We start from the raw sequence: 23,400 nt of genomic DNA, 5'->3' as shown, positions 1-23,400 counted from the left end.
TTTAGCGGTCAGGGCACTAGCATTAGCAGCCCTGACCGTTAGATGTTCCTTTTCCCATGTCCCGTCCTCAACGTCCCGTTTCCCGCCGTCCTGGCGTGAAGCCTGCGCCATCGTCCTCAGCCCCGCGCCGTGTCGCAAAAGCGCCGCCGGCCGAGCCGAAGCTGATTCTGTTCAACAAACCGTTTGATGTGCTGACGCAATTCAGCGACGGCGAAGGGCGGGCGACGCTCAAGGACTACATCGAGATTCCCGGGATTTACCCGGCAGGACGGCTGGACCGCGACAGTGAAGGTTTGCTGCTGCTGACCAACGATGGTCAGCTTCAGGCGCGGATTGCCGACCCGAAACACAAATTGGCCAAGACCTATTGGGTGCAGGTGGAAGGTGAGCCGAGTGCCGAGCAATTGCAGCGCTTGCGTGATGGTGTGGAGCTGAACGATGGCATGACGCTACCGGCTGAAGCGCGGCTGCTGGAAGAGCCTGAACTGTGGCCACGCAACCCGCCCGTACGCTTTCGCAAAAGTGTGCCGACCAGTTGGCTGGAGCTGGTGATTCGTGAAGGGCGCAACCGTCAGGTACGGCGCATGACCGCGGCGGTCGGCTTGCCGACGTTGCGTCTGGTGCGGGTCAGAATCGGCGACTGGTCGATCGAAGGGCTCGATCAGGGCCAGTGGAAGGAAGTGCCGGCGCGTTTATAACGTGCCGGATTCGATCAGGCCGATGACCACGCTTTTGATCACGAACGCGGCCACGCCCAGGCCGAGTACGAAGAACAGGATGAACGAGCCAAAGCGTCCGGCCTTGGACTTCTTCGCCAGATCCCAGACGATGAAACCCATGAAAATGATCAGGATGCTGACCAGTCCGGTCATCATCCACTCTTCGAGTACTGCAGGATCCATCGAACATCTCCAGCGCGGGCGGGGCTAAAAGGCGCTGAAGTATACGCCACGGCGAATTGGCGGAGTATTGACCTGCGTCGGTGTGTCGCAGTCATTCGTCGCTTGTGCCGGCGTCTTCGCGAGCAAGCCCGCTCCCACAGGGGGAATGCATTCCAAATGTGGGAGCGGGCTTGCTCGCGAAGGCGTCCTCAGCTGCGCAGATGAGTCAGCGGCAACTCGGTACTGTTGAGCACTTGATTAAGCACAAAACTCGACCGCACACTCGTCACCCCTTCAATCCGGGTGAGGTGTCCCAGCAGCAATTTCTGATAATGGTCCATGTCCGGCACGACGACCTTGAGCTGATAGTCGGCATCCATCCCGGTCACCAGGCTGCACTCCAGCACCTGCGGCAACGTACGAATCGCCGCTTCGAAGTTCTCGAACCGTTCTGGCGTATGGCGGTCCATGCCGATCAACACGTAAGCCGTCAGGCTCAGACCGAGCATCTTGCGGTCCAGCAGGGCCACCTGGCGGGAGATGTAGCCGTCATCTTCCAGCTGCTTGACCCGCCGCGAGCATGGCGAGGGGGACAGGCCGATGCGTTCGGCCAGCTCCTGGTTGGAGATGCGCGCGTCACGCTGCAATTCCGCCAAAATGCTCAGGTCGTATCGGTCGAGTTTGCTCATCAATCAGGCCTTTGTCATAACTATTGCGGTAGATTATCTATCCAGGGTTAAAAATTGCGCAAGTGATGTTTATTTGAGCAATCTTCGCAATCCTCTGCCGGCGCCACGAGCCTATTCTTATCACCAGAATCACTGCTCGGACAAACAGTCCAGTGCGGCTCGCCCAATCAGGCCAGCTGCGGTCGCCACCCCCACCGGGGATGAGCCGGCCCCCGAGCTACACACTGTCCAGAAGACGGCGTGAGGTGAGCCGACGTCATAAGCGTCGAGCACGGACGAAGTTCTCAAAGGGAGGCCGACGGGTCTCCCTTTTCTTTTGCCCGGAATTTGCCGACTGCCCTCAATAAATAAGTTGCGCGACTGATAACCTGTTGCAGAACCGGCCTGTGCTTTCCCAGTCTTACGTACAGGCCCTAACCCGCAGTGAGGAAAAGCATGAAGTCGCGCATCTGGCGTTTGGCCGGTGTTGGTTTGCTGTGTGTGAGTGTCACTGCGCAGTCGCTGGCCGATGAGCCGCAAAACCGTGGCCCCGATGGCGGGCAACGCGGCTCGGATGGCCATCAGGGAAACAATCAGGGCCACGGCGGCAATAACCAGCCGCGCCCGCAGAACAATCCGCAGCAAAACCAGCCACGTGTGCAGAATAACGAGATCATTCGTGGCGACAACAGTCGCCAGTTCGAGCATAACGGCCAGAATCAGAACGACGGTCAATGGCAGAACCGTGCGCCGCACGACTACAACAATCCGGTTCGACCACCGCCGCCACCGGCCAATGACCTGCCGATCCAGGGCCGGCCCGACACCGTGCGCCAGACCCAGCAGCCACAGCGTGGTTACTACCAGGACGTGCCGCGGCGCAACGATAACAATCAGCATTGGCAGAACAACGGTCCGCGTCCCGATGACCATCGCTGGGCCGGTCGCCCGGACGGGCATGGCAATGGCTGGGGACCTGGCCCGCAGTATCGTCCCGGTCATGTAATCGATCGCTTCCCCGACCGTGAATACCGTGTGCCGTACCGTGGTCAGGATTACTTCTACTCCGGCGGCTACTGGTATCGCCCACAAGGGCCGCGCTACGTGGTGGTGCAGCCGCCCCGCGGGATTCGCGTCAGCTACTTGCCCGATTACGCGCGTGAAGTGTGGATCGGCGGGGCACTGTTGTTCCTGGCGGCCGGTGCTTATTACGCCTATCAGGAAAGCACTCAGGATTACGTCGTGGTCGAGCCCCCCGTACAACCGCAGCCGCAACCGGTCAGCAATGGTTATGACGTGGTGGCGTATCCGGCCAACGGTCAGTCGCCAGAGCAGGTCAACCAGGACGGATACGAGTGCTATCAATACGCGGTGCAGCAGAGTGGCTTCGATCCGCGAACGGCCACCTACCAGCCGGCCCCGTCGGTGGTACAAGCCTACCGTCAGGCCCAGGGCAACTGCCTGAGCAGTCGCGGCTATCAGGTTTCTTTCTGAGTCCTGCCTGCCAGTGCCACTTCCTGCGGGTCGGCGTGCACCAGCACTTCGGCTCGCGGATAAGCCGCGTGAATCGCATCGGCGGCTTGATCGCTGATGCCGTGAGCGACTGACAGGGTCAAATCCCCCGGCAACTCCAGGTGCAACTGCACGAACCACTGGTTGCCGGAAACCCGCGTGCGCAGGTCGTGCGCCCCCAATACTCCCGGTACGCTACAGGCCAGTTCGAGCATGTGCTGGCTGACGTCCGTTGGCAGCGCTTCATCCATCAGCACCGTAAAACTTTCCCGGGCGATCTGAATCGCGCTCCAGAGAATGTACGCGGCAATCCCTAGCCCGAACCATGGGTCGACCTGATGCCAGCCATACTCGGCGAGCACCAGCGCCACCAGAATGCTGCCGTTGAGCAGCAAGTCCGAGCGGTAATGCAGGGAGTCGGCGCGCACCGCGTTGGAGCCGGTTGCCTTGACGACCCGATGTTGCAACATCAGCAGGGCGACGGTCAGCACCAGGGAAAACACAATCACCCCGATACTGATCCAGGGCGCCCCCACCGGTTCCGGGTGTTTCAGTCGATCGATCGCCTGCAAGGCAATCAGCACCGCACTGCCGCCAATGAACAATGCCTGGGCCATGCCCGCCAGCGACTCGGCCTTGCCATGGCCGTAACGGTGATCATCGTCGGCCGGGCGCAAGGCGTAATGCACCGCGAGCAGATTGAGCAGCGAGGTGACGCCGTCGAGGGTCGAATCAGTCAACCCGGCGAGCATGCTCACTGAGCCGCTCAACCACCAGGCGATGGCTTTGGCGACGATCAGCGTGCACGCCACCGCCACCGAGGCACGGGTCGCCAGCCGCAGCAGGCGGGCGTGTTCGGAGCTGGAGATCATAAGTGCGGCTATTCCTTTAAGTGCACGGGTTACGCGGCAGGTTGCAGGCCGAACATGGCCAGTTGCTGCGCGCTGCCCTTGTGCTGGATCAGGCGTGGGTCATCCAGCGGGAAGCTGCGGCCCAGTTCAGTTTCAAGAATACTCTGCAACTTGTGATTATCGACCTTGCCGTCGGCGCCGATGGCTTCCTTGAGTTTTTCCGGGGCCACCTGTGCGGTCTCGCCGGGCGCGTAGTAAATCGCGCCAGTGGCGAAGTCCACGGCAAACGCGATCAGCCCGGGGATGATGTAGAACAGCAGACCCACGGCATCCAGTGCGGCGATGGCCGGGTCGATCTTGCCGTCAATCTGACCGCGACGGTCAGGGTAGAAAATCGACCCGCAAGCGGTGACCTGGGTCAGCAACGTCGCGACCAATACACCGCCAATCAAACGAAAGGGAACACGCATATGAAATCTCCTGAGTCATCTGGAAAACGAAGCGTAGCCGTTATGAATTAGGACCACGACGAACGCCAGGCAGTTCGCCGTTATACTCGGCCCTCTGTTTTGGAGCCAGCATGATTTCTTTGCCGATTGATGAAGTTTTACCCGCCCTGCGTGAAGCCTTGGCTACACGCCACGAAGCCGTGCTCGAAGCACCGCCCGGCGCCGGTAAAACCACCCGCGTGCCGCTGGCCTTGCTCAACGAGCCCTGGTTGGCCGGGCAGACCATTCTGATGCTCGAACCGCGGCGCTTGGCCGCACGCGCGGCAGCGGAGCGGCTGGCCAGTGAGCTGGGCGAGAAGGTCGGCGAAACCGTCGGTTATCGCATTCGTCTCGACAGCAAAGTCGGCCCCAACACCCGCATTGAAGTGGTCACCGAAGGGATTCTGACCCGACGCTTGCAGGACGACCCGGCGCTCGAAGGCGTTGGCCTGCTGATCTTCGACGAATTCCACGAGCGCAGCCTCGACGCCGATCTGGCGCTGGCCTTGAGCCTGAATGGCCGCGAGCTGTTTCGTGACGATCAGCCACTGAAGATCCTGTTGATGTCGGCAACCCTGGAAGGCGAACGCCTGGCCGGGTTGCTCGATGACGCGCCGATCCTGCGCAGCGAAGGCCGCATGTACCCGGTGGCGATGCGCTGGGGCCGGCCGTTCCAGCCCGGTGAATTCATCGAGCCGCGTCTGGTGCAAACCATTCTCGAAGCCTTGAATGATGAAACCGGCAGCGTGCTGGTGTTTCTGCCGGGGCAAGCGGAAATCCGTCGGGTGCATCAGCAACTCGCAGATGCACTGGGCGAGAGCACGCAAGTTTTGCTCTGCCCATTGCACGGTGAGCTGGATCTGGCCGCGCAACGCGCCGCGATCGATCCTGCCCCCGCCGGCAAACGCAAAGTGGTGCTGGCGACCAACATCGCCGAGACCAGCCTGACCATCAACGGCGTGCGCGTGGTAATCGATGCCGGGTTGGCGCGGGTGCCGCGTTTCGACCCGGGCAGCGGCATGGCCCGCCTTGATACTCAGCGTATTTCCAAAGCCAGCGCCACTCAGCGCGCGGGCCGGGCCGGGCGGTTGGAACCGGGCGTGTGTTATCGCTTGTGGTCGCAGGATCAGCACGAGCAACTGGCGGCCTACGCCAGTGCGGAAATCCTCTCGGCGGACCTTGCCGGATTAGCCTTGCAGCTCGGTCGTTGGGGCGTGACACCGGGGCAATTGGTGTGGCTCGACGTACCGCCCGCCGCCGCTTATGCACAGGCTCAGGACTTGCTTGAGCGCCTGGGCGCATTGGACGGCGAAGCGCTGACCCGCCACGGTCAGGCCATGGCCGAACTGCCGGCACATCCGCGCATCGCGCATTTGCTGTTGCGCGGTCAGGCGCTCGGCTTGGCCAACATGGCCTGCGATGTCGCGGCCTTGCTCGGCGAGCGGGATATCTTGCGTGGCGCCGGGGCGGATCTGCACAGCCGATTGGTGCTGTTGTCCGGCGAAGAACGGGCCGCACGCGGCGCTCAGGGTGGCGTGCAACGTGCCCGGCAACTGGCGCGGCAGTATCGCGGTTACCTGCGGGGTAAAGCGTCGGAACCGGTCAGCGATCCGGATCATCCGCGCTGGCTGGGCGCGCTGTTGGCGTTGGCCTACCCCGACCGCGTTGCCCAGCAGCGTCGTGCCGGTGGCGCGGAGTATCGTCTGGCCAACGGCCGTGCGGCGTTGTTCGCCGAAGCCGACAGTTTGATGAAGCAACCGTGGCTGGTGATCGCCGATCTTGGCAGTCGTCAGGGCCAGCGTGAAGAACGGATTTATCTGGCGGCGGATTTCGATCCGGCGCTGTTTGATTCGGTGCTGGCCGAGCAAGTGCGCGTGGTCGATCAACTGGATTGGGATGAGCGCGAAGGCGTGTTGCGCGCCGAGCGTCAGCGCAAGGTCGGTGAATTGATCCTCAGCCGTGAACCCCTGACCGGGCTCGATGAAACTGCCCGCAGTCAGGCATTGGTGAATCTGGTGCGGCGCAAAGGTCTGGAGCTGCTGCCCTGGACGCCAGAGCTGCGTCAGTGGCAGGCGCGGGTAGCGTTGTTGCGGCAGCTGGATCTCGTCAGCAAGGAGCAGAGTGAATGGCCGGATGTCAGCGACGCCGCCCTGCTCAAAAGCCTCGAACATTGGCTGATGCCGTATCTGGGCAAAGTCTCGCGGCTCAGTCATTTCGCCAATCTGGACCTGTCGAGCATCGTCCATAACCTGTTGCCGTGGCCGCTGCCACAACGGCTCGATGAGCTGGCGCCGCATCATCTGAGCGTGCCGTCGGGCTCGTCGATTCGTCTGGATTACAGCGAACAGCCGCCGATTCTGGCGGTGCGGTTGCAGGAATTGTTCGGCCTGGCCGAGACCCCGCGGATTGCCGGTGGCCGGCAGGTGGTCAAACTGCATTTGCTGTCCCCGGCGCGACGGCCGGTGCAGGTGACCCAGGACCTGGCGAACTTCTGGCGCAGTACGTATGCCGAGGTGAAGAAGGATTTGAAGGGGCGCTACCCGAAGCACTATTGGCCGGATGACCCGCTGGTCGCCGAGGCAACCGCTCGAATCAAACCGCGTAAAAGCTGAAGCGCTGATCGTTCCCACGCTCCGCGTGGGAATGCATCCCGTGACGCTCCGCGTCACTTCGGTGCCAGGCCCGACGCCAGCGGTGCTGCTGGAACGCGGAGCGTCCCTTGAGGCATTCCCACGCGGAGCATGGGAACGATCATAAGCGCTAAGTTCGGGTGCTGGCCTTGGCGGTGAGCTGCTCCCGGCAATAATCGGCAAACAACTGCGCCGGTTTGGTCAACTGCCCGCGCTTCAACCATGCCGCCACCAGCCCTGAGCCGGTGACGTCTTCGACGATGTCCACGCACACCACTTTCTGGCCGTCATAGGTGCATTCCGAATGCGGCCGGGTGACCAGAATCGAGAAGCCGAAGCCTTGCCCGACCATGCCCCGGACCATCTCGATCGACGGTGAGCTGAAGGCAATGTTCGGCGTCAGTCCCAACTCTTCGAACAGGCTGACGAAGTAGGTCCGGCTCGGTTGCACGTCCAGCAAAATCATCGGTTCCAGGCACAGATCACGCAGCGACACTTGCTTGAGCTGAGCAAAGCGATGATCCGCCGGCAGCAGCGCATAAGGCCGTTGCGCCGGCATCAGGGGTTCGGTCTGGATGGTGGCGTCGAGGTCGTGTTCATACAGGATCGCCAGGTCGAAGGTGCCCGAGGTCAGGCCTTGCACCAGCTCTTGCTGTTCGCCGTCGCGGATACGGATTTTCACCCCCGGATACAGCGCCGAGAACCCGGCAATCAATTGCGGTAGATACAGCGGCGCGACCGTTTCGAAGCAACCGATATCGATTTGCCCGGCCACCACGTCGTTGTCGGCGAGGGCGTTCTGTTCGAACTCCTTGGCCATGCGCAGCAGTTCCTGGGCCTTGCGGTAGAAGCGTGCGCCGCTGGGGGTCAAGGACACGCCCTGGGCGTGATGACGGATCAGCAGTTGCACGCCGAAGCTGTCCTCCAGGCCTTTGATCGCCGTGGAAATCGCCGGTTGGGCGATGTACAGCTTGCGCGATGCCTCGGCGACGCTGCCGCATTCGACGGTGGTGATGAAGTACTTCAATTGACGCAGGTTGTAGGCAGCCACGGCAAACCTCGGGGTGGATGATGTCGACATCCAGGCAATTTTCGCGCCGACTGCATCCGTTCTGACGACGGTGTTGTTGTGCCTGAACAATAACCACATACCGCGCCACCGGGGAGATCGGCTGCCCAGTTTTTTCATGGTCTGCGAAGACATTTTTACTATTTTTCCTCGACACAGGCCTGGGCCACCATCCAATTCACAAGAAAAGCCCATGGAGCATCTGAACGTGTTCGAGCTTACAGACTGGCAAAAAAAAGCTGCTGCGCAGCGGTTTCCCGATCAAGCCGTGATCGACGGCAAACCCCGTGCGGCGCAGTCGGGGCAGACCTTCGCTGCGGTCAACCCCGCCACCGGCCAGTGCCTGGCCAACGTGGTTGCGTGCGGCGAAGAAGATGTAGACGCCGCGGTGCGCAATGCGCGGCAGGTGTTCGAGGCCGGCACCTGGTCGGCGCGTTCGCCGAGTGAGCGTAAGCAGGTGCTGTTGCGCCTGGCCGATCTGATCATGACCCACCGCGAAGAACTGGCGCTGCTCGATTCGCTGAACATGGGCAAACCGGTGATGGACGCCTACAACATCGACGTGCCAGGCGCCGCCGGGGTGTTTCGCTGGTACGCCGAAAGCCTCGACAAACTCTACGACCAGATCGCCCCGAGCGCGCAGAACGTGCTGGCGACCATCACCCGCGAAGCGCTGGGCGTGGTCGCTGCCGTGGTGCCCTGGAATTTCCCGCTGGACATGGCTGCATGGAAACTCGCCCCCGCGTTGGCGGCGGGTAATTCGGTGATCCTCAAACCCGCCGAGCAATCACCGTTTTCGGCCCTGCGTCTGGCCGAACTGGCGCTGGAAGCCGGCCTGCCAGCCGGCGTGCTGAACGTGCTGCCGGGGCTCGGTGAACAGACCGGCAAAGCCCTCGGTCTGCACCCGGATGTCGATTGCCTGGTGTTCACCGGCTCCACCGAAGTCGGCAAATATTTCATGCAGTACTCCGCGCAATCGAACCTGAAGCAGGTGTGGCTGGAGTGTGGCGGCAAGAGCGCCAATCTGGTGTTTGCTGATTGTCAGGACCTCGACCTCGCTGCCGAGAAAGCCGCGTTCGGGATCTTCTTCAATCAGGGGGAAGTGTGCTCGGCCAACTCGCGGTTGCTGGTGGAGCGTTCGATTCATGATGAGTTCGTCGAGCGCCTCAAAGTGCAGGCCGAACGTTGGCAGCCGGGTGATCCATTGGACCCGTCGAGCCGCGCCGGGGCGATTGTCGACAGCCGCCAGACGTCACGCATCATGAAGTTCATCCAGCAGGCCGAACGCCAAGGAGCGACGAAACTTTGTGGCGGGCGACAGTCGATTTTCAACGGCTCCGACAACTTCATTCAGCCGACGATTTTTACCGGCGTGAGCCCGTACATGCCGCTGTTTCGCGATGAGGTGTTCGGCCCGGTGCTGGCGGTCACGGCGTTCGATGATGAGGCTCACGCCTTGCAACTGGCCAACGACAGCGTCTACGGTTTGGCCGCGTCGCTGTGGACCGACGACCTCAATCGCGCCCACCGCGTGGCGCGGCAATTGCGAGCCGGCACGGTGTCGGTCAACAGCGTCGATGCACTGGATGTGACCGTGCCTTTCGGTGGCGGTAAACAATCCGGTTTCGGCCGCGACCTGTCGCTGCATTCATTCGATAAATACACCCAGTTGAAGACCACCTGGTTTCAGCTGCGCTCATAACAGCCGCTAATAAAAAAACGGAGAACTGGCGATGACCACACCACGTGAAACCCGCGACTACCAGGCCGCCGACGCTGCGCACCACATCCACGCATTCGTCGATCAAAAAGCGCTCAACGATGAAGGCCCCCGGGTGATGGTCCGTGGCGAGCGTCTGCACCTGTGGGACAACGATGGTCGGCGTTACCTCGACGGCATGTCCGGGCTGTGGTGCACCAACCTCGGTTACGGCCGCAAGGACCTGGCCGCCGCCGCGACCCGGCAACTGGAGCAGTTGCCGTACTACAACATGTTTTTCCACACCACCCACCCGCAGGTGATCGAGCTTTCGGAGCTGCTGTTCAGCCTGTTGCCGGGCCACTACAGCCACGCGATCTACACCAACTCCGGCTCCGAGGCCAACGAGGTGCTGATCCGCACCGTGCGTCGTTACTGGACGATTCTCGGCAAGCCCGAGAAGAAAATCATGATCGGTCGCTGGAACGGTTACCACGGCTCGACCCTGGCGGCGACGGCGCTCGGTGGCATGAAATTCATGCACGAAATGGGCGGCATGATTCCCGACATCGAACACATCGATGAGCCGTACTTTTTCGCCCACGAGGGCAACTTGACCCCGGCCGAATTTGGCCTGCGGGCGGCGCAGCAATTGGAAGCGAAGATTCTCGAGCTCGGCGCGGACAAGGTCGCCGGGTTTATCGCCGAACCGTTCCAGGGCGCTGGCGGGATGATTTTTCCACCCGAGAGTTACTGGCCGGAAATTCAGCGGATCTGCCGCAAGTACGACGTGCTGTTGTGCGCTGACGAAGTGATCGGCGGCTTCGGTCGCACCGGCGAATGGTTTGCCCACGAGTACTTTGGTTTCGAGCCGGACACGCTGTCGATCGCCAAGGGTTTGACCTCGGGTTACATCCCCATGGGCGGTCTGATTCTGTCGAAGAAAATGGCTCAGGTACTGGTGGAGCAGGGCGGGGTGTTTGCCCACGGCTTGACCTACTCCGGGCACCCGGTGGCGGCCGCAGTGGCGATCGCCAACCTCACGGCATTGCGTGATGAAGGGGTGGTGGCGCGGGTCAAGGATGACATCGGGCCGTACCTGCAACAGTGCTTGCGCGAGGTGTTCGGCAATCACCCGTTGGTGGGCGATATTCAGGGTGTCGGCATGGTGGCGGCGTTGCAATTGGCTGAGGATAAAACCAGTCGAAAGCGTTTTGCCAATGAAAACGACATTGCCTGGCGTTGCCGCACGATTGGCTTTGAAGAGGGGGTGATTATTCGCTCGACATTGGGGCGGATGATCATGGCGCCGGCGTTGATTGCCAGTCGGGAAGAGGTTGATGAACTGGTTGGCAAAACCCTGAAAGCGGTTGATCGTACGGCGCAGGAATACGGTCGGCTTTAATCTTGTAGCGTTCTTGCGGGCCTCTTCGCGAGCAAGCCCGCTCCCACAGTGGATCTGTGTTGATCACAAATCCCCTGTGGGAGCGGGCTTGCTCGCGAAAGCTATGGTCGATTCACCACACTTCTGATGTTTTGCACCCACCCCGTGCACCCCCGCCAATCCCGCCCTTTTACGGCGCACGCTACCCAGTTTTTTCATCACTCCCAACGATATATTTCCTGATTTTCCTTCTCCCGACCTTGGGCCAACATCGACCTCGCCAGTCAGCCAAACGCTGCTTGCCGAAAGGTCCATCAGAGACCTCAGGTGGCAGCTCTTCTCCAAGGCCGCTGGCCGTACTGCCCATGACAAAACTAAATCAACAGCTTTGGGAGTGCTCCATGATCAAGTCCTTGCTTACTCGCTTCGCACGTCCACTGGCGGTCACCGCCATCGCCGCGACGGTCGCTACCAGCGCCCAGGCCGGCACCCTCTCTATCGGCCACACCACGTGGGTCGGTTACGGCACGCTCTACCTGGCTCAGGACCTGGGTTATTTCAAGGAAAACGGTTTGACCGTCGAATTGCCCGTCGTCGAAGAGGCGTCGATGTACATGGCCGCGCAAGCCTCGGGCGAGTTGTCGGGCTCGGCGTCGACCATCGACGAAGTGCTCAAGTACCGCCCGCAATTCTGCTTCAAGGCTGTAGCTGCACTGGATGACAGCCATGGTGGCGACGGTGTTCTGGTCGGCAAGGACGTCAAGAGTTTGCAGGAGTTGAAAGGCAAGGCCGTGGCGGTGAACGAAGGTTCGACCTCGCAGTTCTGGTTGTCTTATTTGCTGAAAAAGCACGGCATGAAAATGAGCGACATCACCGTGCAGAACATGACGGCTGACGACGCAGCCACCGCGTTCATCGCCGGTCGCGTGCCCGCCGCCGTGACCTGGGAACCGCACCTGTCGATGGTTCGCAGCAAGCAACAAGGCAAGGTGCTGATCGACAGCAGCAGTACGCCGGGAGTGATTGTCGACGTGGTCGCGCTCAACTGCACGGTCATCGAGAAGCAGCCGGAAGACGTCAAGGCGTTGGTGGCCGGTTTGTACAAAGCGGTGCAGTACACCAAGGACCATCCGCAAGAAGCTTACAAAATCATGGCCAAAGGCGTCGGCGGTTACCTCGCCGATCCGAAGGAACTGGCCGCTGCCGCGCAGGGCGTACGCTTCTACGATCAGGCCATGAGCGAAAAACTCCTGGGCTCGCCGGGCAATCCGGGAGACAGCGAACCGCTGATCAAACTGGCCAACGAGACCGCCAGTGAATTGCAGGGCAAACCCTACAACGTCAGCAATGACGACCTGATCGACAACCGCTTCGTCAGCCCGCTCTAGGAGGTTCGCATGTTCAAGCGCAATTCATGGCTGAGCCGCTGCATCACGCCCAAGACCGGCCTTCCGGTGTCGGTGATCTGGAGCGCGAGCGGTCTGGCCTGGGTGTTATTGGTCGGCCTGTGGGCCGGGTTGTCTTACGGCGGTGTGGTGCCGGGCATGTTTCTGCCGACACCGGGCGCGGTGGTCGAGGCCGCTGTGCGCCTGGGCCGCGACGGCACGCTCGGTCTGCATGTGTGGGCCAGCCTCGAAGTGGTCATGGTCGGCTTCATCGTGTCGTCGCTGGTGGCCGTGCCACTGGGGTTGCTGATGGGCAGCTTTCGTATCGTCCAGGCGTTCCTTGAGCCGATGGTCAATTTTATCCGCTACCTGCCGGTCACTTCGTTCGTGCCGCTGTTCATTCTGTGGATCGGCATTGGTCTGGAACAGCGGGTTTCGGTGATCATCTTCGGCGTGTTCTTCCAGCAACTGGTGATGATCGCGGACGTGTCCAAAGGCATCTCCAAGGACCTGATCAATGCGTCTTACACCTTGGGTTCGAACCGCCGCGATGCGGTGCTGCATGTGATCGCCCCGGCGTCGTTGCCGGGTGTGCTCGACACCTTGCGCGTGACCATGGGCTGGGCCTGGACTTACCTGGTGGTCGCCGAGCTGGTTGCGGCTTCCAGCGGTCTGGGTTACTTGAGCCTTAAAGCCATGCGCGGCTTTCAGGTGGATGTGATTTTCCTGGCAATCGCGATCATCGGCCTGCTGGGCCTGGTCACCGATCAACTGTTCCGTTTTCTCCGCCTGAGGATCGCCGCATGGGCTCAGTAAGCGCCGTCAACCCTCGTTTCGTCACGCCACAGGCCGCCCCGGTGCACGCCGCGCCACGGCTGCAAGTGGACAAGGTCAGTCTTCGCTATCAAAAGCCCGACGGTGGCGTGTTCACCGCGCTGGATCAGGTGTCGTTCGAAGTGCCGGATCAGCAATTCGCCGTGCTGGTGGGGCCTTCGGGCTGCGGCAAGTCGAGTCTGCTGTACCTCACGGCGGGTTTGAATGAGCCCACGGAAGGCGAGATCTACGTCGGTGGCCAGCAAGTTCAAGGGCCGGGTGCGGATCGCGGCATGGTGTTCCAGAGCTATACGCTGTTCCCGTGGCTGACCGTGCGGCAGAACGTCGAATTCGGCCTCAAGCGTCGCGGTATGGCAGCCGCCCAGCGCAAGGAGATTGTCGATTACTACGTCAACGAAGTGGGCCTGTCCGGGTTTGCCGACAACTACGCCAAGCAACTGTCCGGTGGCATGATGCAGCGCGTCGCCATTGCTCGGGCGCTGGCCAACGATCCGCAAATCCTGCTCATGGACGAGCCCTTCGGTGCACTCGACAGCCAGACGCGCCTGCAAATGCAGCAGCTGTTGTTGCGGGTCTGGGGCAACAGTAAAAAGACCGTGTTGTTCGTGACCCACGATATCGACGAGGCGATTCTGCTGGGCGACCGGGTCTACGTGATGGGCGCCAGGCCTGGGCGGATCAAGCAGATTCTGGACGTGCCGATCGAACGCCCACGGACGTTGGACATGGTCATGGAACGCTCGTTTATCGACATGAAGCGCAAGATCTTCGGACTATTGCATGATGATTTGGAGGAGGTGCATTGAGCCGATTTTCCGTCATGCCCAAATCCCCTGTGGGAGCGAGCCTGCTCGCGAAAGCGGTGGGTCAGCCGACATCAATGTTGAATGATAAATCGTCTTCGCGAGCAAGCCCGCTCCCACAGGTTTTGCGTTGATCCGAGGTTAGGGCGCTGCCGGCAGGAGGAACCGCGCAATCACCGGCAAGTGATCGGAGATCCGCAAGGTATCGTCCTGTCTCACCATCGCCTCGACCCGTTTGATCCGCGGACTGTAGAACAGGTAGTCGACAGTCCGGTCCGGGCCGTTCAAGCCCGGATCATTCGGGTAATGGGTCAACCACTGCGCCCGGTCGATGCCGCTGGCTTCGTTGTTGGTCGGGATCATCGGGTATTTGTCCCACAGCACATGCAGCGCACTGTCGGCGGAGTAGGGCGTGCGTTGCTCGTCGGGCAGACGTCGATATTGCCCCAGCGGCAACAGGTTGAAGTCCCCGCCGATCAACCATGGCGTGCCGCGGCTTTCGAACTTGTCGAGGACTTTGACCATGGCCGTCACCTGGGATTGCAGCGTTTCGTCGGGCTGGATGACGCGGTCCAGATGGGTGTTGAGCACCGCTATCTGACCGCCGTCGCTCAACGGCAGATACGTGACCAATAAGGCATTTTTCGGTTTGAACTGACGGGTGATGAGATTGGCCGGTGCGACCGGTAATTGCAGGCGTTCGGCGTGTTCGATCTGGTAGCGGCTGAGGGTGGCCAGCTGCCGGCCGACGCTGCCAACGATGTGCGGTTCAGGCACGAAGTCGGCTTTCCAGTCGAAGGCGTGAGTGCTGCACGGATACAGGTCCGCGACTCGCTCCTGAAGCAGCTTGAACTGGTTTTGGTAATCGCTGGCCTTGGCGTCGTCATCGAGCTCCTGCAACAGCACGACGTCCGGTTGCTCGTCGCGGATCACCCGCGCCACTTCATCGAGGCTGAAAGCCATGTCTTCGGGCGTGGGTTTTTCGTCGTTGCCAGCGGCCAGATCATTCCAGAACACGTAGCGTTTTCCCGCCAGGTACTGGACGTTCCAGGTCATCACCTTCAGCGCCTGACCGGGCACCACCGTCGGTGCCTGGGCGTTGCAACTGACCGGTAAGGCTTCCTTGGCTTCGGGGCGCCAGGTCAGGTTGTAGATCAGCAAGGCAATCAGGCCGGTCACGGTCAACAGGCCCAGCAGGGTGTAGCGCAGTAGACGGGTCATGGCTCGGCTTATAGCGTTACAAAAGTTGACCCCGAGCATAACCGAGCGTCGGGTTTAATCCCAAGGGCGAAACAGCCTGCCCAGCAATTAGCCAAAACACACACCTTTTGTAGCCGCGGCCTTGTGGTGAGGGGATTTATCGAAACGTCGCACCGCCCCGTTCGGCTGCGAAGCAGTCGTAAATTCGGCGCATGCGGTTTGCCTGGTTCACCGCGAGCACTGATTTTACGACTGCTACGCAGCCGAACGGGGATAAATCCCCTCGCCACAGTCCTCCATGTCCCCGGTGCAAACAGGCAGTGCTACAAGGGGCGCGTTGTTCTTTAAAGAGGTCGATCAATCTTTTCCGGCACCTTGTCGATCAGCATGAACAAGCGGAACAGCACCACGCTGACGAACAGTTGCAGGAAGCTGTGAGCGCTGTCGATCAGCAGGGAAATCACCGGGTTCTGCGGTTCGGGATAGACCGCCAGGGTCGCACCCTTGAGCACCCACAACGGACCCATTACACAGAGAATGCACACCAGGATGCGCAGGAAATGGCCGCGGGTCAGGCGCAGGCTTTCTTTCATTGCCGCCAGCGGTGCCATGCCGCGCAGCACCAGCAAATACTCGCCAAACGCGAGGGTCACCATTAGCCAGATGCCCGGCAGGAAATACAGCGACAGGCCGATCAGGATCAGCAGCGTATTGAGTGCCGTCAGCACGGCAAAACGCGGCCATAGGTAGGCGGACCTCGACAGCAGGTCACGGTTACGCGGCGATTCGCCACGACTGCGGGCATCGAGAAACAGGATCAGCGCGGCGGTGTACAGCGGATAAATCAACAAGCCGACTATCACGCTGATGCCGGGAAAACTGTCGGGTTCCGTGGAATGGTCGACCACTTGTTGCAAAAGCGCCTCCAGAATCACCAGCGGCAGGCACAGCCGCACGATCTGGCCCAGATTGCGCTTGAAGAAATACAGAGAGTCACGCAGTACATCGAACGAATTCATCAGTCGGTATCGCAGGTTGGAAGCAGTGGCCCACTTTAACCGATGAAGCGCTTTGGGGCGCAAACGTAAACGTTCGGTAAAGACCATTGAAACATCCCGTATCAGCCTCCATTACGGATAAGCACCTTGTCCACAGTGGATAAGGGCAACGATATTCCCGGCAATCTACGAGGTCGCCATGAACAGCGAAGAACAAACCCTGATCGATGGACTGTTTTCCCGGCTGCAACAGGCCGAAACGGATTCAGCCCCGCGCGATGCCCAGGCCGAGGCGCGGATCAAGGAACACCTGACTCGCCAGCCCGCGGCAGGCTATTTCATGACCCAGGCGATTCTGGTGCAAGAGGCTGCCCTCAAAAGCCTCGACGAACAGAACAAACAACTCGCCCAGCAAGTCCAGCAATTGCAGGCCGAACTGCAATCGGCCAAGGCGCAGCCGACTGCTGCTGCACCGAGCAGCGGTGGTTTCTTGTCGAGCATTTTCGGTGGCGGTTCCCGTGATCCGCAGCCAGCGCCCACCCAAAGTCCACCCGCATCGGGTGGTGGCGGCTGGCGTGAACCGGCGCGGCCGTCGTTCAACTCGCAGCCGCCACAACAGAACTTCGGTGCAGCGCCGCCTCAGCAGAATTACGCCCCGCAACAGCCTGCCGGCAGTGGCTTCCTCGGTGGTGCGCTGAAAACCGCCGCCGGTGTGGCCGGTGGTGTGATGCTGGCGCAAGGCATCAGCAGCCTGTTCCATCACAATCAGCAGCCAGAAGTGGTTGAAGTCATCAAGGAAGAACCGGCTCAGGTCAATGATCAGAGCGGTGAAAAAGGTTGGGGCGAGGATCAGCGTGTGGCTGACAACTCCAGTGATCAGGGCGGCTTTACCGACGCCGACTACAGCGATGACAGCTCATCGTTCTTCGGCGGCGACGACGATTCCTTCGTCTGATTCATCTGTGGCGAGGGAGCTTGCTCCCGCTGGGGGGCGAAGCACCCCTTGCTTTAGAACCTAAGGGCCTGCTACGCAGTCCAGCGGGAGCAAGCTCCCTCGCCACACGGCTGATTATTCGCGGAACAATCCTTCAGGCTGGCATACTGGGCAACTTTTCGGGCCTGGTGCCTGATCCTGTCTGCGCTGCGGCGCGCCAACGAGGATGACCGGTGAAAAAAATCGCAGTGTTCGCCGATGTCCAGAACCTCTATTACACCGTGCGTCAGGCCTATGGTTGCCATTTCAACTATGCCGCGCTGTGGGCTGATATCAGCAAACAGGGCGAGATCGTCGAGGCTTATGCCTACGCCATCGATCGTGGCGACAGCAAACAGCAGCAATTCCAGCAGATCCTGCGCAACCTCGGCTTCATTGTGAAGCTCAAGCCCTACATCCAGCGCAGCGATGGCTCGGCCAAAGGTGACTGGGACGTGGGCATCACCCTCGACATCATGGACGCCGCCGATCATGTCGACGAAGTGGTGCTGGCCTCTGGTGACGGTGATTTCGACATGCTGCTGGAGCGCATCATCACCAAGCACGGTGTGCAAGCCGTGGCCTACGGCGTGCCGGGCCTGACGGCCAACTCGCTGATCCGCGCCGCCAGCCGCTACGTGCCGATCGAAGGCACGTTGTTGCTCAAGAATTGATTTTTACGGAGTTGAAACAGGTTTGGAACGCATAGCAGTCATCGACTTTGAAACCACCGGGATCTCCCCGAGCAGCAGCTGCCGGGCCACGGAAATTGCCGTGGTGATCCTTGAACAGGGGCGCATCGTCGAGCGTTACCAAAGCCTGATGAATGCCGGCGTGCGCGTCCCGGCCTTCATCGAACAACTCACCGGCATCAGCAACGCCATGCTGCGCACGGCGCCATCGGCCGAGCAGGTGATGAACGAAGTCAACGAATTCGTCGGCATCACTCCGCTGCTGGCGCACAACGCTGCGTTCGACCAGAAGTTCTGGGACTTTGAGCTGGGGCGTATCAAACGCACACGCTTGCAGAACTTTGCCTGCTCGCTGCTCCTCGCCCGCCGTTTGATGCCCGCCGCGCCGAACCACAAACTCGGCACCCTTACCACGTTCGCCAGCCTGCCCAATACAGGTAAAGCTCACCGGGCCATGGCCGATGCCGAGATGGCCGCTAACCTGACGGCGCATTTGGCCCAGGAGTTGCGGCAGAAGCATGGGTTGCGCGAGTTGTCCCATGATCTGCTGGTGAGCTTGCAAAAAGTGCCGGCGGCGAAGATCAATGAGCACCTGAAGCGCCATCGCGGGTTCTGACTGCCCCCCCAAAATCCTCTGACACAACACAACCCCCCTGTGGGAGCGGCGGTGCGACGATTCGACTTGCTCGCGAAAGCGATTTATCTTTCAACATTGATGTTGTCTGACACACCGCCTTCGCGAGCAAGCCCGCTCCCACATTAGACCTCCTGTGGCATTAGATTGATTTTCCTTCCAATTGCCCCAACGGCACTCGCTTCTCGATGGCGCTCGACAGCACAATCGAGGTCTTGCTGAATCCGAACTTGGCGATCCGGTTAATCAACTCTTCCAGCTCTGGCATCGAACCCACCGCTGCTTGCATGATCACGCACGGATCACCCGTCACCCGGTGGCATTCGGTCAGTTGCGGGATTTTGATCAGGTCGTCATAGGCCTTTTGGTTGCCATGCTGGTTCAGGCGCAGTTCGATGACGCACTGGATCGGCAGACCGATTTTCGACATGTCGACCTTCGCCTGGTAACCGGTGATGACGCCGCAGGCTTCGAGTTTGGCCACGCGCTCGGCCACGGCCGGGGCGGACAGGTTCACTTTGCGCGCCAGGTCGGCGTAGGACGCACGACCGTTTTCCAGCAGGGCGCTGAGGAGCATGCGGTCGTATTTGTCCATCGTCGGACTCCTGAAAAATGACTGACTTTCGAAAACACGGTTTATAGCGGTGATCTCCGTGTTTTGAAAAGTGTACCGGCGCTATAAACAGGTTTTGTAACTTATTTTACGCCGCTGGCCTTTCTAGAATAGCTGCTCACTTGTCTTGCCTACGAGCTGCCCCATGCCTGGCTTACGTCGTTTTCCCTTACCGTTGATCGCTGCCTTTTTCGCGTTGTACGTGATTTGGGGCTCGACTTACCTGGTGATTCGCATCGGTGTGGCGTACTGGCCGCCGTTGCTGCTCGCCGGTATCCGTTTCGTGATCGCCGGGACGTTGATGTATGCGTTCCTGCGTTGGCGCGGGGCGCCAGCACCGACCTTGGCGCAGTGGAAAGCCGCCGGGATCATCGGGATTTTGCTGCTGGCGTGCGGTAACGGCGGGGTGAGCGTGGCCGAACACATGGGCGTCGCCTCGGGTGTGGCTGCGTTGGCGGTGGCGACGGTGCCGCTGTTTACCTTGCTCTGCGGATATTTCTGGGGCGCGCGTAATACCCGTCTCGAATGGGCCGGGATTGTGCTCGGGCTGATCGGCATTGCCATGCTCAATCTCGGCTCCAACTTGCAATCGAGCCCGTTGGGCGCCGTATTGCTGATATTTGCGGCAGCGTCCTGGGCCTTCGGTTCGGTGTGGAGCAAACACTTGCCGCTGCCCCAAGGCGCGATGGCCAGTGCCGTGGAAATGTTGGTCGGCGGTGTAGCGCTGCTGATCGGCAGTGGGCTGAGTGGTGAGCATCTGGACGCCATGCCGCCGATCGAAGGCTGGGCGGCCCTGGCCTACCTGACGTTCTTCGGTTCGATCATCGCTTTCAACGCTTATATGTATCTGTTGAAAAACGTGCGGCCAGCGGCGGCCACCAGTTATGCCTACGTCAACCCGGCGGTGGCGGTGTTGTTGGGGATCGTGTTTGTCGGCGAGACCATCGGGATCGAAGAAGCGCTGGCCATGCTGGTGATCATCAGCGCCGTGGTGTTGATCGGTTTGCCGCAGTGGCGCCGGATGCCGGAACGACCCGCTGCCGTGGTGCAGACAGAATCGAGCGTGAATTAGGGTAAACTGCGCGCCATTGCATCTTGTTTTGCACACTTGTTTTGAAAAACCCGCGCTGAATTTTCCTACGGTAATCCCATGACTTTCGCCTCCCTTGGCCTGATCGAACCCTTGCTGCGCTCTCTCGAGACGCTCGGCTACCAGACCCCTACGCCGGTTCAGGCGCAAGCCATTCCGGCGGTGCTGGCCGGTCGCGACCTGATGGCCGCCGCCCAGACCGGGACGGGCAAGACCGCCGGCTTCGCGCTGCCGCTCCTGCAATTGCTGGCCATGGAAGGGCCGAAAGTGGCGTCCAACTCGGTGCGCGCACTGATTCTGGTGCCGACCCGCGAATTGGCCGAACAGGTTCACGAAGCCGTGCGTCAGTACGCCGAGAATCTGCCGTTGAGCACTTACGCGGTGTACGGCGGCGTCAGCATCAACCCGCAAATGATGAAGCTGCGCAAGGGTGTTGACGTGCTGGTGGCTACGCCGGGCCGTTTGCTCGACCTGTATCGTCAGAAGGCCCTCAAGTTCAATCAGCTGCAAACCCTGATCCTGGACGAAGCCGATCGCATGCTTGATCTGGGTTTCTCCGAGGAACTGGGGAATATCTACCGCGTGCTGCCCAAGCAACGTCAGACGCTGCTGTTCTCCGCGACGTTCTCCGACGCGATCCGCTTGCTGGCCGGGCAAATGCTCAACGATCCGTTGAGCATCGAAGTCAGCCCGCGCAACGTGGCTGCCAACACCGTCAAGCAATGGGTGGTGACGGTGGACAAGAAGCGCAAGCCGGAGCTGTTCATCCACTTGTTGCGCAAGGGCAAGTGGAAGCAGGTGCTGGTGTTCGCCAAGACCCGCAACGGCGTGGACGCACTGGTGGAAAAACTCCAGGGACTGGGCGTCAATGCCGATGGCATCCACGGCGACAAACCGCAGGCAACCCGTCAGCGTGCGCTAGACCGCTTCAAGGCCAGTGAAGTGCAGATTCTTGTGGCCACCGACGTCGCGGCCCGTGGTCTGGATATCGAAGATTTGCCATTGGTGGTCAACTTCGACCTGCCGATCGTGGCGGAGGACTACATCCACCGCATCGGCCGTACCGGTCGCGCGGGTGCAACCGGGCAGGCGATTTCGCTGGTCTGCGCTGATGAAGTGAATCTGCTGTCGGCCATCGAGACGTTGACCCGTCAGACATTGCCTCGCCAGATGGAGCATGACTTCGAGCCTGAGCACCGGGTGCCGGATACCGATGCCAGCGGTCAGGTCGTCAAGAAGCCGAAAAAACCGAAGAAGCCGAAGACCTCCGGTGGCGGTAAACGCAATCTGGGTAAGTGGGTCGAGAGCGGTGATGCATCGGCGCCGGAGCCTTCGATCAAGCCTGTGCGCAAGGTGCCGGTGTTTAATACCGGACCGCGCAAGAAGAAGCCTTGAATACACGCGGCGTCTGTTAGGCCGCCTTCGCGAGCAAGCCCGCTCCCACACTGGATCTGTGTCGTCTACAAATCCCCCGTGGGAGCGGGCTTGCTCGCGAAGGGGTCAACTCGGTTTCAAGCCTTGTGCTTCAACCACTCCACCATCCCCAACCCCGCCGCTCGCCCACTGGCGAAACAAGCGGTCAGCAGATAGCCCCCCGTCGGCGCTTCCCAATCCAGCATTTCCCCCGCGCAGAACACGCCAGGCAATTGCTTGAGCATCAAACGCTCATCCATCGCTTCGAACATCACGCCACCCGCACTGCTGATGGCCTCGTCCAGTGGGCGGGTTTTCACCAGTGTCAGTGGAAGCGCCTTGATCGCTTTGGCCAGCAGCGCCGGATCGGTGAAGTATTCGGCCGGCGTCAGTTCGCGCAGCAGAGCCGCTTTCACGCCATCAATGCCGAGCTGGCTGTGCAGGTGCTTCGACATTGAGCGTGAACCGCGCGGTTTGCTCAGCGCAGCCTGCACTTTATCCACAGGTCTGCCCGGCAGCAGGTCGAGGTGAATGGTTGCCGAGCCGTGCTGATTGATGGCTTCACGGATCGGCGCGGACAAGGCGTAGATCAAGCTGCCTTCAATCCCGGTTGCCGTGATCACACACTCCCCGAGCCGCGGCACGTCGTCATTGAGGCCAATGGCGATGTTTTTCAGCGGGGCGCCGGCGAATTTGCTGACCATCAACTCGCTCCAGGCCTGCACCTCGAAGCCGCAATTACTCGGTTGCAGCGGCGCGAGTCCTACGCCGTGTTGTTCCAGTGGCAGCATCCAGGCGCCGTCCGAGCCGAGCCGCGACCAGCTGCCGCCGCCGAGGGCCAGCAAGGTGGCGTCAGGTTTGACGGTTTTTTCGCCTTCGGGGCTGTCGATGCGTAATCCACCGCTGTCATCCCAGCCGAGCCAGCGGTGACGGGTGTGGATAACGACGCCGCTGTCTCGCAGGCGTTTGAGCCATGCACGCAACAGGGGGGCGGCTTTCATGTCTGTAGGAAAGACTCGGCCGGAACTGCCGACAAAGGTTTCGATGCCCAGGTCATGAATCCATTGGCACAGCGCATCGGCACCGAAGCCACGCAGCAGTGGTGCAATCTGCGGCGCGCGTTCGGCGTAGCGTGAGAGAAATGCCGGGTAGGCTTCGGAATGGGTGATGTTCATGCCTCCCACGCCGGCCAGCAGGAATTTTCGCCCCACTGAAGGCATGCCGTCGTACAGGTCGACCTTGATCCCGGCCTGGCTCAGCACTTCGGCCGCCATCAAGCCGGCGGGGCCGCCGCCGATGATGGCGACGTGAGGGGGGAGGGCTGAGGAGGATGGGGTCATGGAATGCGCTGCGGTATGGCTGGATAAGCCGCGCATTCTATCAGCACAAATCAGGGTGGGAGCGGGCTTGCTCGCGAAGAGGGAGTGTCAGTCGACATCTATGTTGCCTGATATACCCTCTTCGCGAGCAAGTCGAATCGTCGCACCGCCGCTCCCACATGGGTTCTGTGGTGTTCATAAATAGGTGGTCAAAAAACAACCAGTTCTTTGTGCGCTATGTGCAGCATGGTCTGTAGGACCTTT

General features: G+C 60.7%; 22 protein-coding genes. 13 read left to right on the top strand and 9 right to left on the bottom strand.

The window, feature by feature from the left end; genetic code table 11:
• The first annotated feature begins 56 nt into the window (after positions 1-56).
• Positions 57-698: a pseudouridine synthase gene (locus tag DFS28_RS19885; RefSeq protein ID WP_074871151.1), complete on the top strand. Its 642-nt coding sequence runs from the start codon at positions 57-59 to the stop codon at positions 696-698.
• Here the strand turns inward: DFS28_RS19885 and DFS28_RS19880 are convergent.
• Together DFS28_RS19880 and DFS28_RS19875 are read right to left on the bottom strand one after the other, a co-directional pair.
• Positions 693-902, bottom strand: a complete 210-nt coding sequence (locus DFS28_RS19880; RefSeq protein ID WP_007894445.1) for a DUF2788 domain-containing protein — start codon at positions 900-902, stop codon at positions 693-695. The two genes, DFS28_RS19885 and DFS28_RS19880, sit on opposite strands and share 6 nt — an antisense overlap.
• 188 nt (positions 903-1,090) lie before the next feature.
• The gene (locus DFS28_RS19875; RefSeq protein ID WP_007937367.1) at positions 1,091-1,570 is read right to left on the bottom strand and encodes an Lrp/AsnC family transcriptional regulator; all 480 of its coding nucleotides are present in this window, start codon (positions 1,568-1,570) and stop codon (positions 1,091-1,093) included.
• Between the two features lie 435 nt (positions 1,571-2,005).
• Between DFS28_RS19875 and DFS28_RS19870 the strand changes: the two genes are divergently transcribed.
• The gene (locus tag DFS28_RS19870; protein ID WP_111451153.1) at positions 2,006-3,043 is read left to right on the top strand and encodes a DUF6515 family protein; all 1,038 of its coding nucleotides are present in this window, start codon (positions 2,006-2,008) and stop codon (positions 3,041-3,043) included.
• On the opposite strand, the gene DFS28_RS19865 is transcribed toward DFS28_RS19870, so the two are convergent.
• Positions 3,028-3,933 carry a cation diffusion facilitator family transporter gene (locus tag DFS28_RS19865; RefSeq protein ID WP_111451152.1) on the bottom strand — a complete coding sequence of 302 codons (906 nt, stop codon included), beginning with the start codon at positions 3,931-3,933 and terminating at the stop codon, positions 3,028-3,030. The genes DFS28_RS19870 and DFS28_RS19865 overlap by 16 nt on opposite strands.
• A gap of 29 nt (positions 3,934-3,962) precedes the next feature.
• Positions 3,963-4,382: a polyribonucleotide nucleotidyltransferase gene (locus DFS28_RS19860; RefSeq protein ID WP_111451151.1), complete on the bottom strand. Its 420-nt coding sequence runs from the start codon at positions 4,380-4,382 to the stop codon at positions 3,963-3,965.
• Between the two features lie 110 nt (positions 4,383-4,492).
• Here DFS28_RS19860 and hrpB point away from each other — a divergent pair, with 110 nt between their 5' ends.
• Positions 4,493-7,012, top strand: a complete 2,520-nt coding sequence (gene hrpB / locus DFS28_RS19855) for an ATP-dependent helicase HrpB (protein WP_111451150.1) — start codon at positions 4,493-4,495, stop codon at positions 7,010-7,012.
• A gap of 148 nt (positions 7,013-7,160) precedes the next feature.
• On the opposite strand, the gene DFS28_RS19850 is transcribed toward hrpB, so the two are convergent.
• A complete protein-coding gene (locus DFS28_RS19850; RefSeq protein ID WP_111451240.1) occupies positions 7,161-8,081 on the bottom strand; it encodes a LysR substrate-binding domain-containing protein in 921 nt (306 codons plus the stop codon).
• Positions 8,082-8,307: 226 nt separating this feature from the next.
• Here DFS28_RS19850 and DFS28_RS19845 point away from each other — a divergent pair, with 226 nt between their 5' ends.
• The 5 genes from DFS28_RS19845 (at position 8,308) to DFS28_RS19825 (ending at position 14,207) form a co-directional block, all read left to right on the top strand.
• Positions 8,308-9,801, top strand: a complete 1,494-nt coding sequence (locus DFS28_RS19845) for an aldehyde dehydrogenase (RefSeq protein ID WP_111451239.1) — start codon at positions 8,308-8,310, stop codon at positions 9,799-9,801.
• A gap of 31 nt (positions 9,802-9,832) precedes the next feature.
• Positions 9,833-11,203, top strand: coding sequence for an aspartate aminotransferase family protein (locus DFS28_RS19840; RefSeq protein ID WP_111451149.1), 1,371 nt, complete (start codon positions 9,833-9,835; stop codon positions 11,201-11,203).
• A gap of 380 nt (positions 11,204-11,583) precedes the next feature.
• Positions 11,584-12,570: an ABC transporter substrate-binding protein gene (locus DFS28_RS19835; protein WP_111451148.1), complete on the top strand. Its 987-nt coding sequence runs from the start codon at positions 11,584-11,586 to the stop codon at positions 12,568-12,570.
• A 9-nt stretch (positions 12,571-12,579) separates the two neighbouring features.
• On the top strand, positions 12,580-13,383 hold the full coding sequence (locus DFS28_RS19830; RefSeq protein WP_111451147.1) for an ABC transporter permease: 804 nt from the start codon (positions 12,580-12,582) through the stop codon (positions 13,381-13,383).
• Complete coding sequence (locus DFS28_RS19825) at positions 13,371-14,207, top strand: ABC transporter ATP-binding protein (protein ID WP_111451146.1); 837 nt, start codon at positions 13,371-13,373, stop codon at positions 14,205-14,207. Before DFS28_RS19830 ends, DFS28_RS19825 begins: the two co-directional genes overlap by 13 nt.
• 138 nt (positions 14,208-14,345) lie before the next feature.
• Here DFS28_RS19825 and DFS28_RS19820 read toward each other — a convergent pair whose 3' ends face one another.
• Positions 14,346-15,425, bottom strand: coding sequence for an endonuclease/exonuclease/phosphatase family protein (locus DFS28_RS19820; protein ID WP_111451145.1), 1,080 nt, complete (start codon positions 15,423-15,425; stop codon positions 14,346-14,348).
• A 323-nt stretch (positions 15,426-15,748) separates the two neighbouring features.
• Positions 15,749-16,423, bottom strand: a complete 675-nt coding sequence (locus DFS28_RS19815; RefSeq protein ID WP_111451238.1) for a YciC family protein — start codon at positions 16,421-16,423, stop codon at positions 15,749-15,751.
• Between the two features lie 178 nt (positions 16,424-16,601).
• On the opposite strand from DFS28_RS19815, the gene DFS28_RS19810 reads away from it, so the two are divergent.
• From DFS28_RS19810 to DFS28_RS19800, 3 genes are all read left to right on the top strand, one after another.
• Positions 16,602-17,357: a DUF2076 domain-containing protein gene (locus DFS28_RS19810; RefSeq protein ID WP_111451144.1), complete on the top strand. Its 756-nt coding sequence runs from the start codon at positions 16,602-16,604 to the stop codon at positions 17,355-17,357.
• A gap of 212 nt (positions 17,358-17,569) precedes the next feature.
• Positions 17,570-18,049, top strand: coding sequence for an NYN domain-containing protein (locus tag DFS28_RS19805; protein ID WP_111451143.1), 480 nt, complete (start codon positions 17,570-17,572; stop codon positions 18,047-18,049).
• A 22-nt stretch (positions 18,050-18,071) separates the two neighbouring features.
• Positions 18,072-18,683, top strand: coding sequence for a PolC-type DNA polymerase III (locus tag DFS28_RS19800; protein WP_017340916.1), 612 nt, complete (start codon positions 18,072-18,074; stop codon positions 18,681-18,683).
• Between the two features lie 160 nt (positions 18,684-18,843).
• Here the strand turns inward: DFS28_RS19800 and DFS28_RS19790 are convergent, their stop codons facing one another.
• Positions 18,844-19,296 (bottom strand): Lrp/AsnC family transcriptional regulator, encoded by a 453-nt coding sequence (locus tag DFS28_RS19790; protein WP_111451142.1) that lies wholly within the window; start codon positions 19,294-19,296, stop codon positions 18,844-18,846.
• A gap of 163 nt (positions 19,297-19,459) precedes the next feature.
• Between DFS28_RS19790 and yedA the strand changes: the two genes are divergently transcribed.
• Both yedA and DFS28_RS19780 read left to right on the top strand, forming a co-directional pair.
• Positions 19,460-20,386: a drug/metabolite exporter YedA gene (gene yedA / locus DFS28_RS19785; RefSeq protein WP_111451141.1), complete on the top strand. Its 927-nt coding sequence runs from the start codon at positions 19,460-19,462 to the stop codon at positions 20,384-20,386.
• Between the two features lie 78 nt (positions 20,387-20,464).
• Complete coding sequence (locus tag DFS28_RS19780; RefSeq protein WP_074871125.1) at positions 20,465-21,799, top strand: DEAD/DEAH box helicase; 1,335 nt, start codon at positions 20,465-20,467, stop codon at positions 21,797-21,799.
• Between the two features lie 116 nt (positions 21,800-21,915).
• Here the strand turns inward: DFS28_RS19780 and DFS28_RS19775 are convergent, their stop codons facing one another.
• Positions 21,916-23,157, bottom strand: a complete 1,242-nt coding sequence (locus tag DFS28_RS19775; RefSeq protein ID WP_178082219.1) for a TIGR03862 family flavoprotein — start codon at positions 23,155-23,157, stop codon at positions 21,916-21,918.
• Between the last annotated feature and the right edge of the window lie 243 nt (positions 23,158-23,400).

It is taken from the genome of Pseudomonas sp. 478 (assembly GCF_003254125.1).
Classification (GTDB): Bacteria; Pseudomonadota; Gammaproteobacteria; order Pseudomonadales; family Pseudomonadaceae; genus Aquipseudomonas.
The sequence above is the reverse complement of the archived record's forward strand: the minus strand, read 5'-3'. Positions and strand labels throughout refer to the sequence as shown.

Coding starts and splice junctions, on each gene's coding strand:
- DFS28_RS19885 (WP_074871151.1), top strand. CDS start 57: ATGTCCCGTCCTCAACGTCCCGTTTCCCGCCGTCCTGGCGTGAAGCCT.
- DFS28_RS19880 (WP_007894445.1), bottom strand. CDS start 902: ATGGATCCTGCAGTACTCGAAGAGTGGATGATGACCGGACTGGTCAGC.
- DFS28_RS19875 (WP_007937367.1), bottom strand. CDS start 1,570: ATGAGCAAACTCGACCGATACGACCTGAGCATTTTGGCGGAATTGCAG.
- DFS28_RS19870 (WP_111451153.1), top strand. CDS start 2,006: ATGAAGTCGCGCATCTGGCGTTTGGCCGGTGTTGGTTTGCTGTGTGTG.
- DFS28_RS19865 (WP_111451152.1), bottom strand. CDS start 3,933: ATGATCTCCAGCTCCGAACACGCCCGCCTGCTGCGGCTGGCGACCCGT.
- DFS28_RS19860 (WP_111451151.1), bottom strand. CDS start 4,382: ATGCGTGTTCCCTTTCGTTTGATTGGCGGTGTATTGGTCGCGACGTTG.
- hrpB (WP_111451150.1), top strand. CDS start 4,493: ATGATTTCTTTGCCGATTGATGAAGTTTTACCCGCCCTGCGTGAAGCC.
- DFS28_RS19840 (WP_111451149.1), top strand. CDS start 9,833: ATGACCACACCACGTGAAACCCGCGACTACCAGGCCGCCGACGCTGCG.
- DFS28_RS19835 (WP_111451148.1), top strand. CDS start 11,584: ATGATCAAGTCCTTGCTTACTCGCTTCGCACGTCCACTGGCGGTCACC.
- DFS28_RS19830 (WP_111451147.1), top strand. CDS start 12,580: ATGTTCAAGCGCAATTCATGGCTGAGCCGCTGCATCACGCCCAAGACC.
- DFS28_RS19825 (WP_111451146.1), top strand. CDS start 13,371: ATGGGCTCAGTAAGCGCCGTCAACCCTCGTTTCGTCACGCCACAGGCC.
- DFS28_RS19820 (WP_111451145.1), bottom strand. CDS start 15,425: ATGACCCGTCTACTGCGCTACACCCTGCTGGGCCTGTTGACCGTGACC.
- DFS28_RS19815 (WP_111451238.1), bottom strand. CDS start 16,423: ATGAATTCGTTCGATGTACTGCGTGACTCTCTGTATTTCTTCAAGCGC.
- DFS28_RS19810 (WP_111451144.1), top strand. CDS start 16,602: ATGAACAGCGAAGAACAAACCCTGATCGATGGACTGTTTTCCCGGCTG.
- DFS28_RS19790 (WP_111451142.1), bottom strand. CDS start 19,296: ATGGACAAATACGACCGCATGCTCCTCAGCGCCCTGCTGGAAAACGGT.
- yedA (WP_111451141.1), top strand. CDS start 19,460: ATGCCTGGCTTACGTCGTTTTCCCTTACCGTTGATCGCTGCCTTTTTC.
- DFS28_RS19780 (WP_074871125.1), top strand. CDS start 20,465: ATGACTTTCGCCTCCCTTGGCCTGATCGAACCCTTGCTGCGCTCTCTC.
- DFS28_RS19775 (WP_178082219.1), bottom strand. CDS start 23,157: ATGACCCCATCCTCCTCAGCCCTCCCCCCTCACGTCGCCATCATCGGC.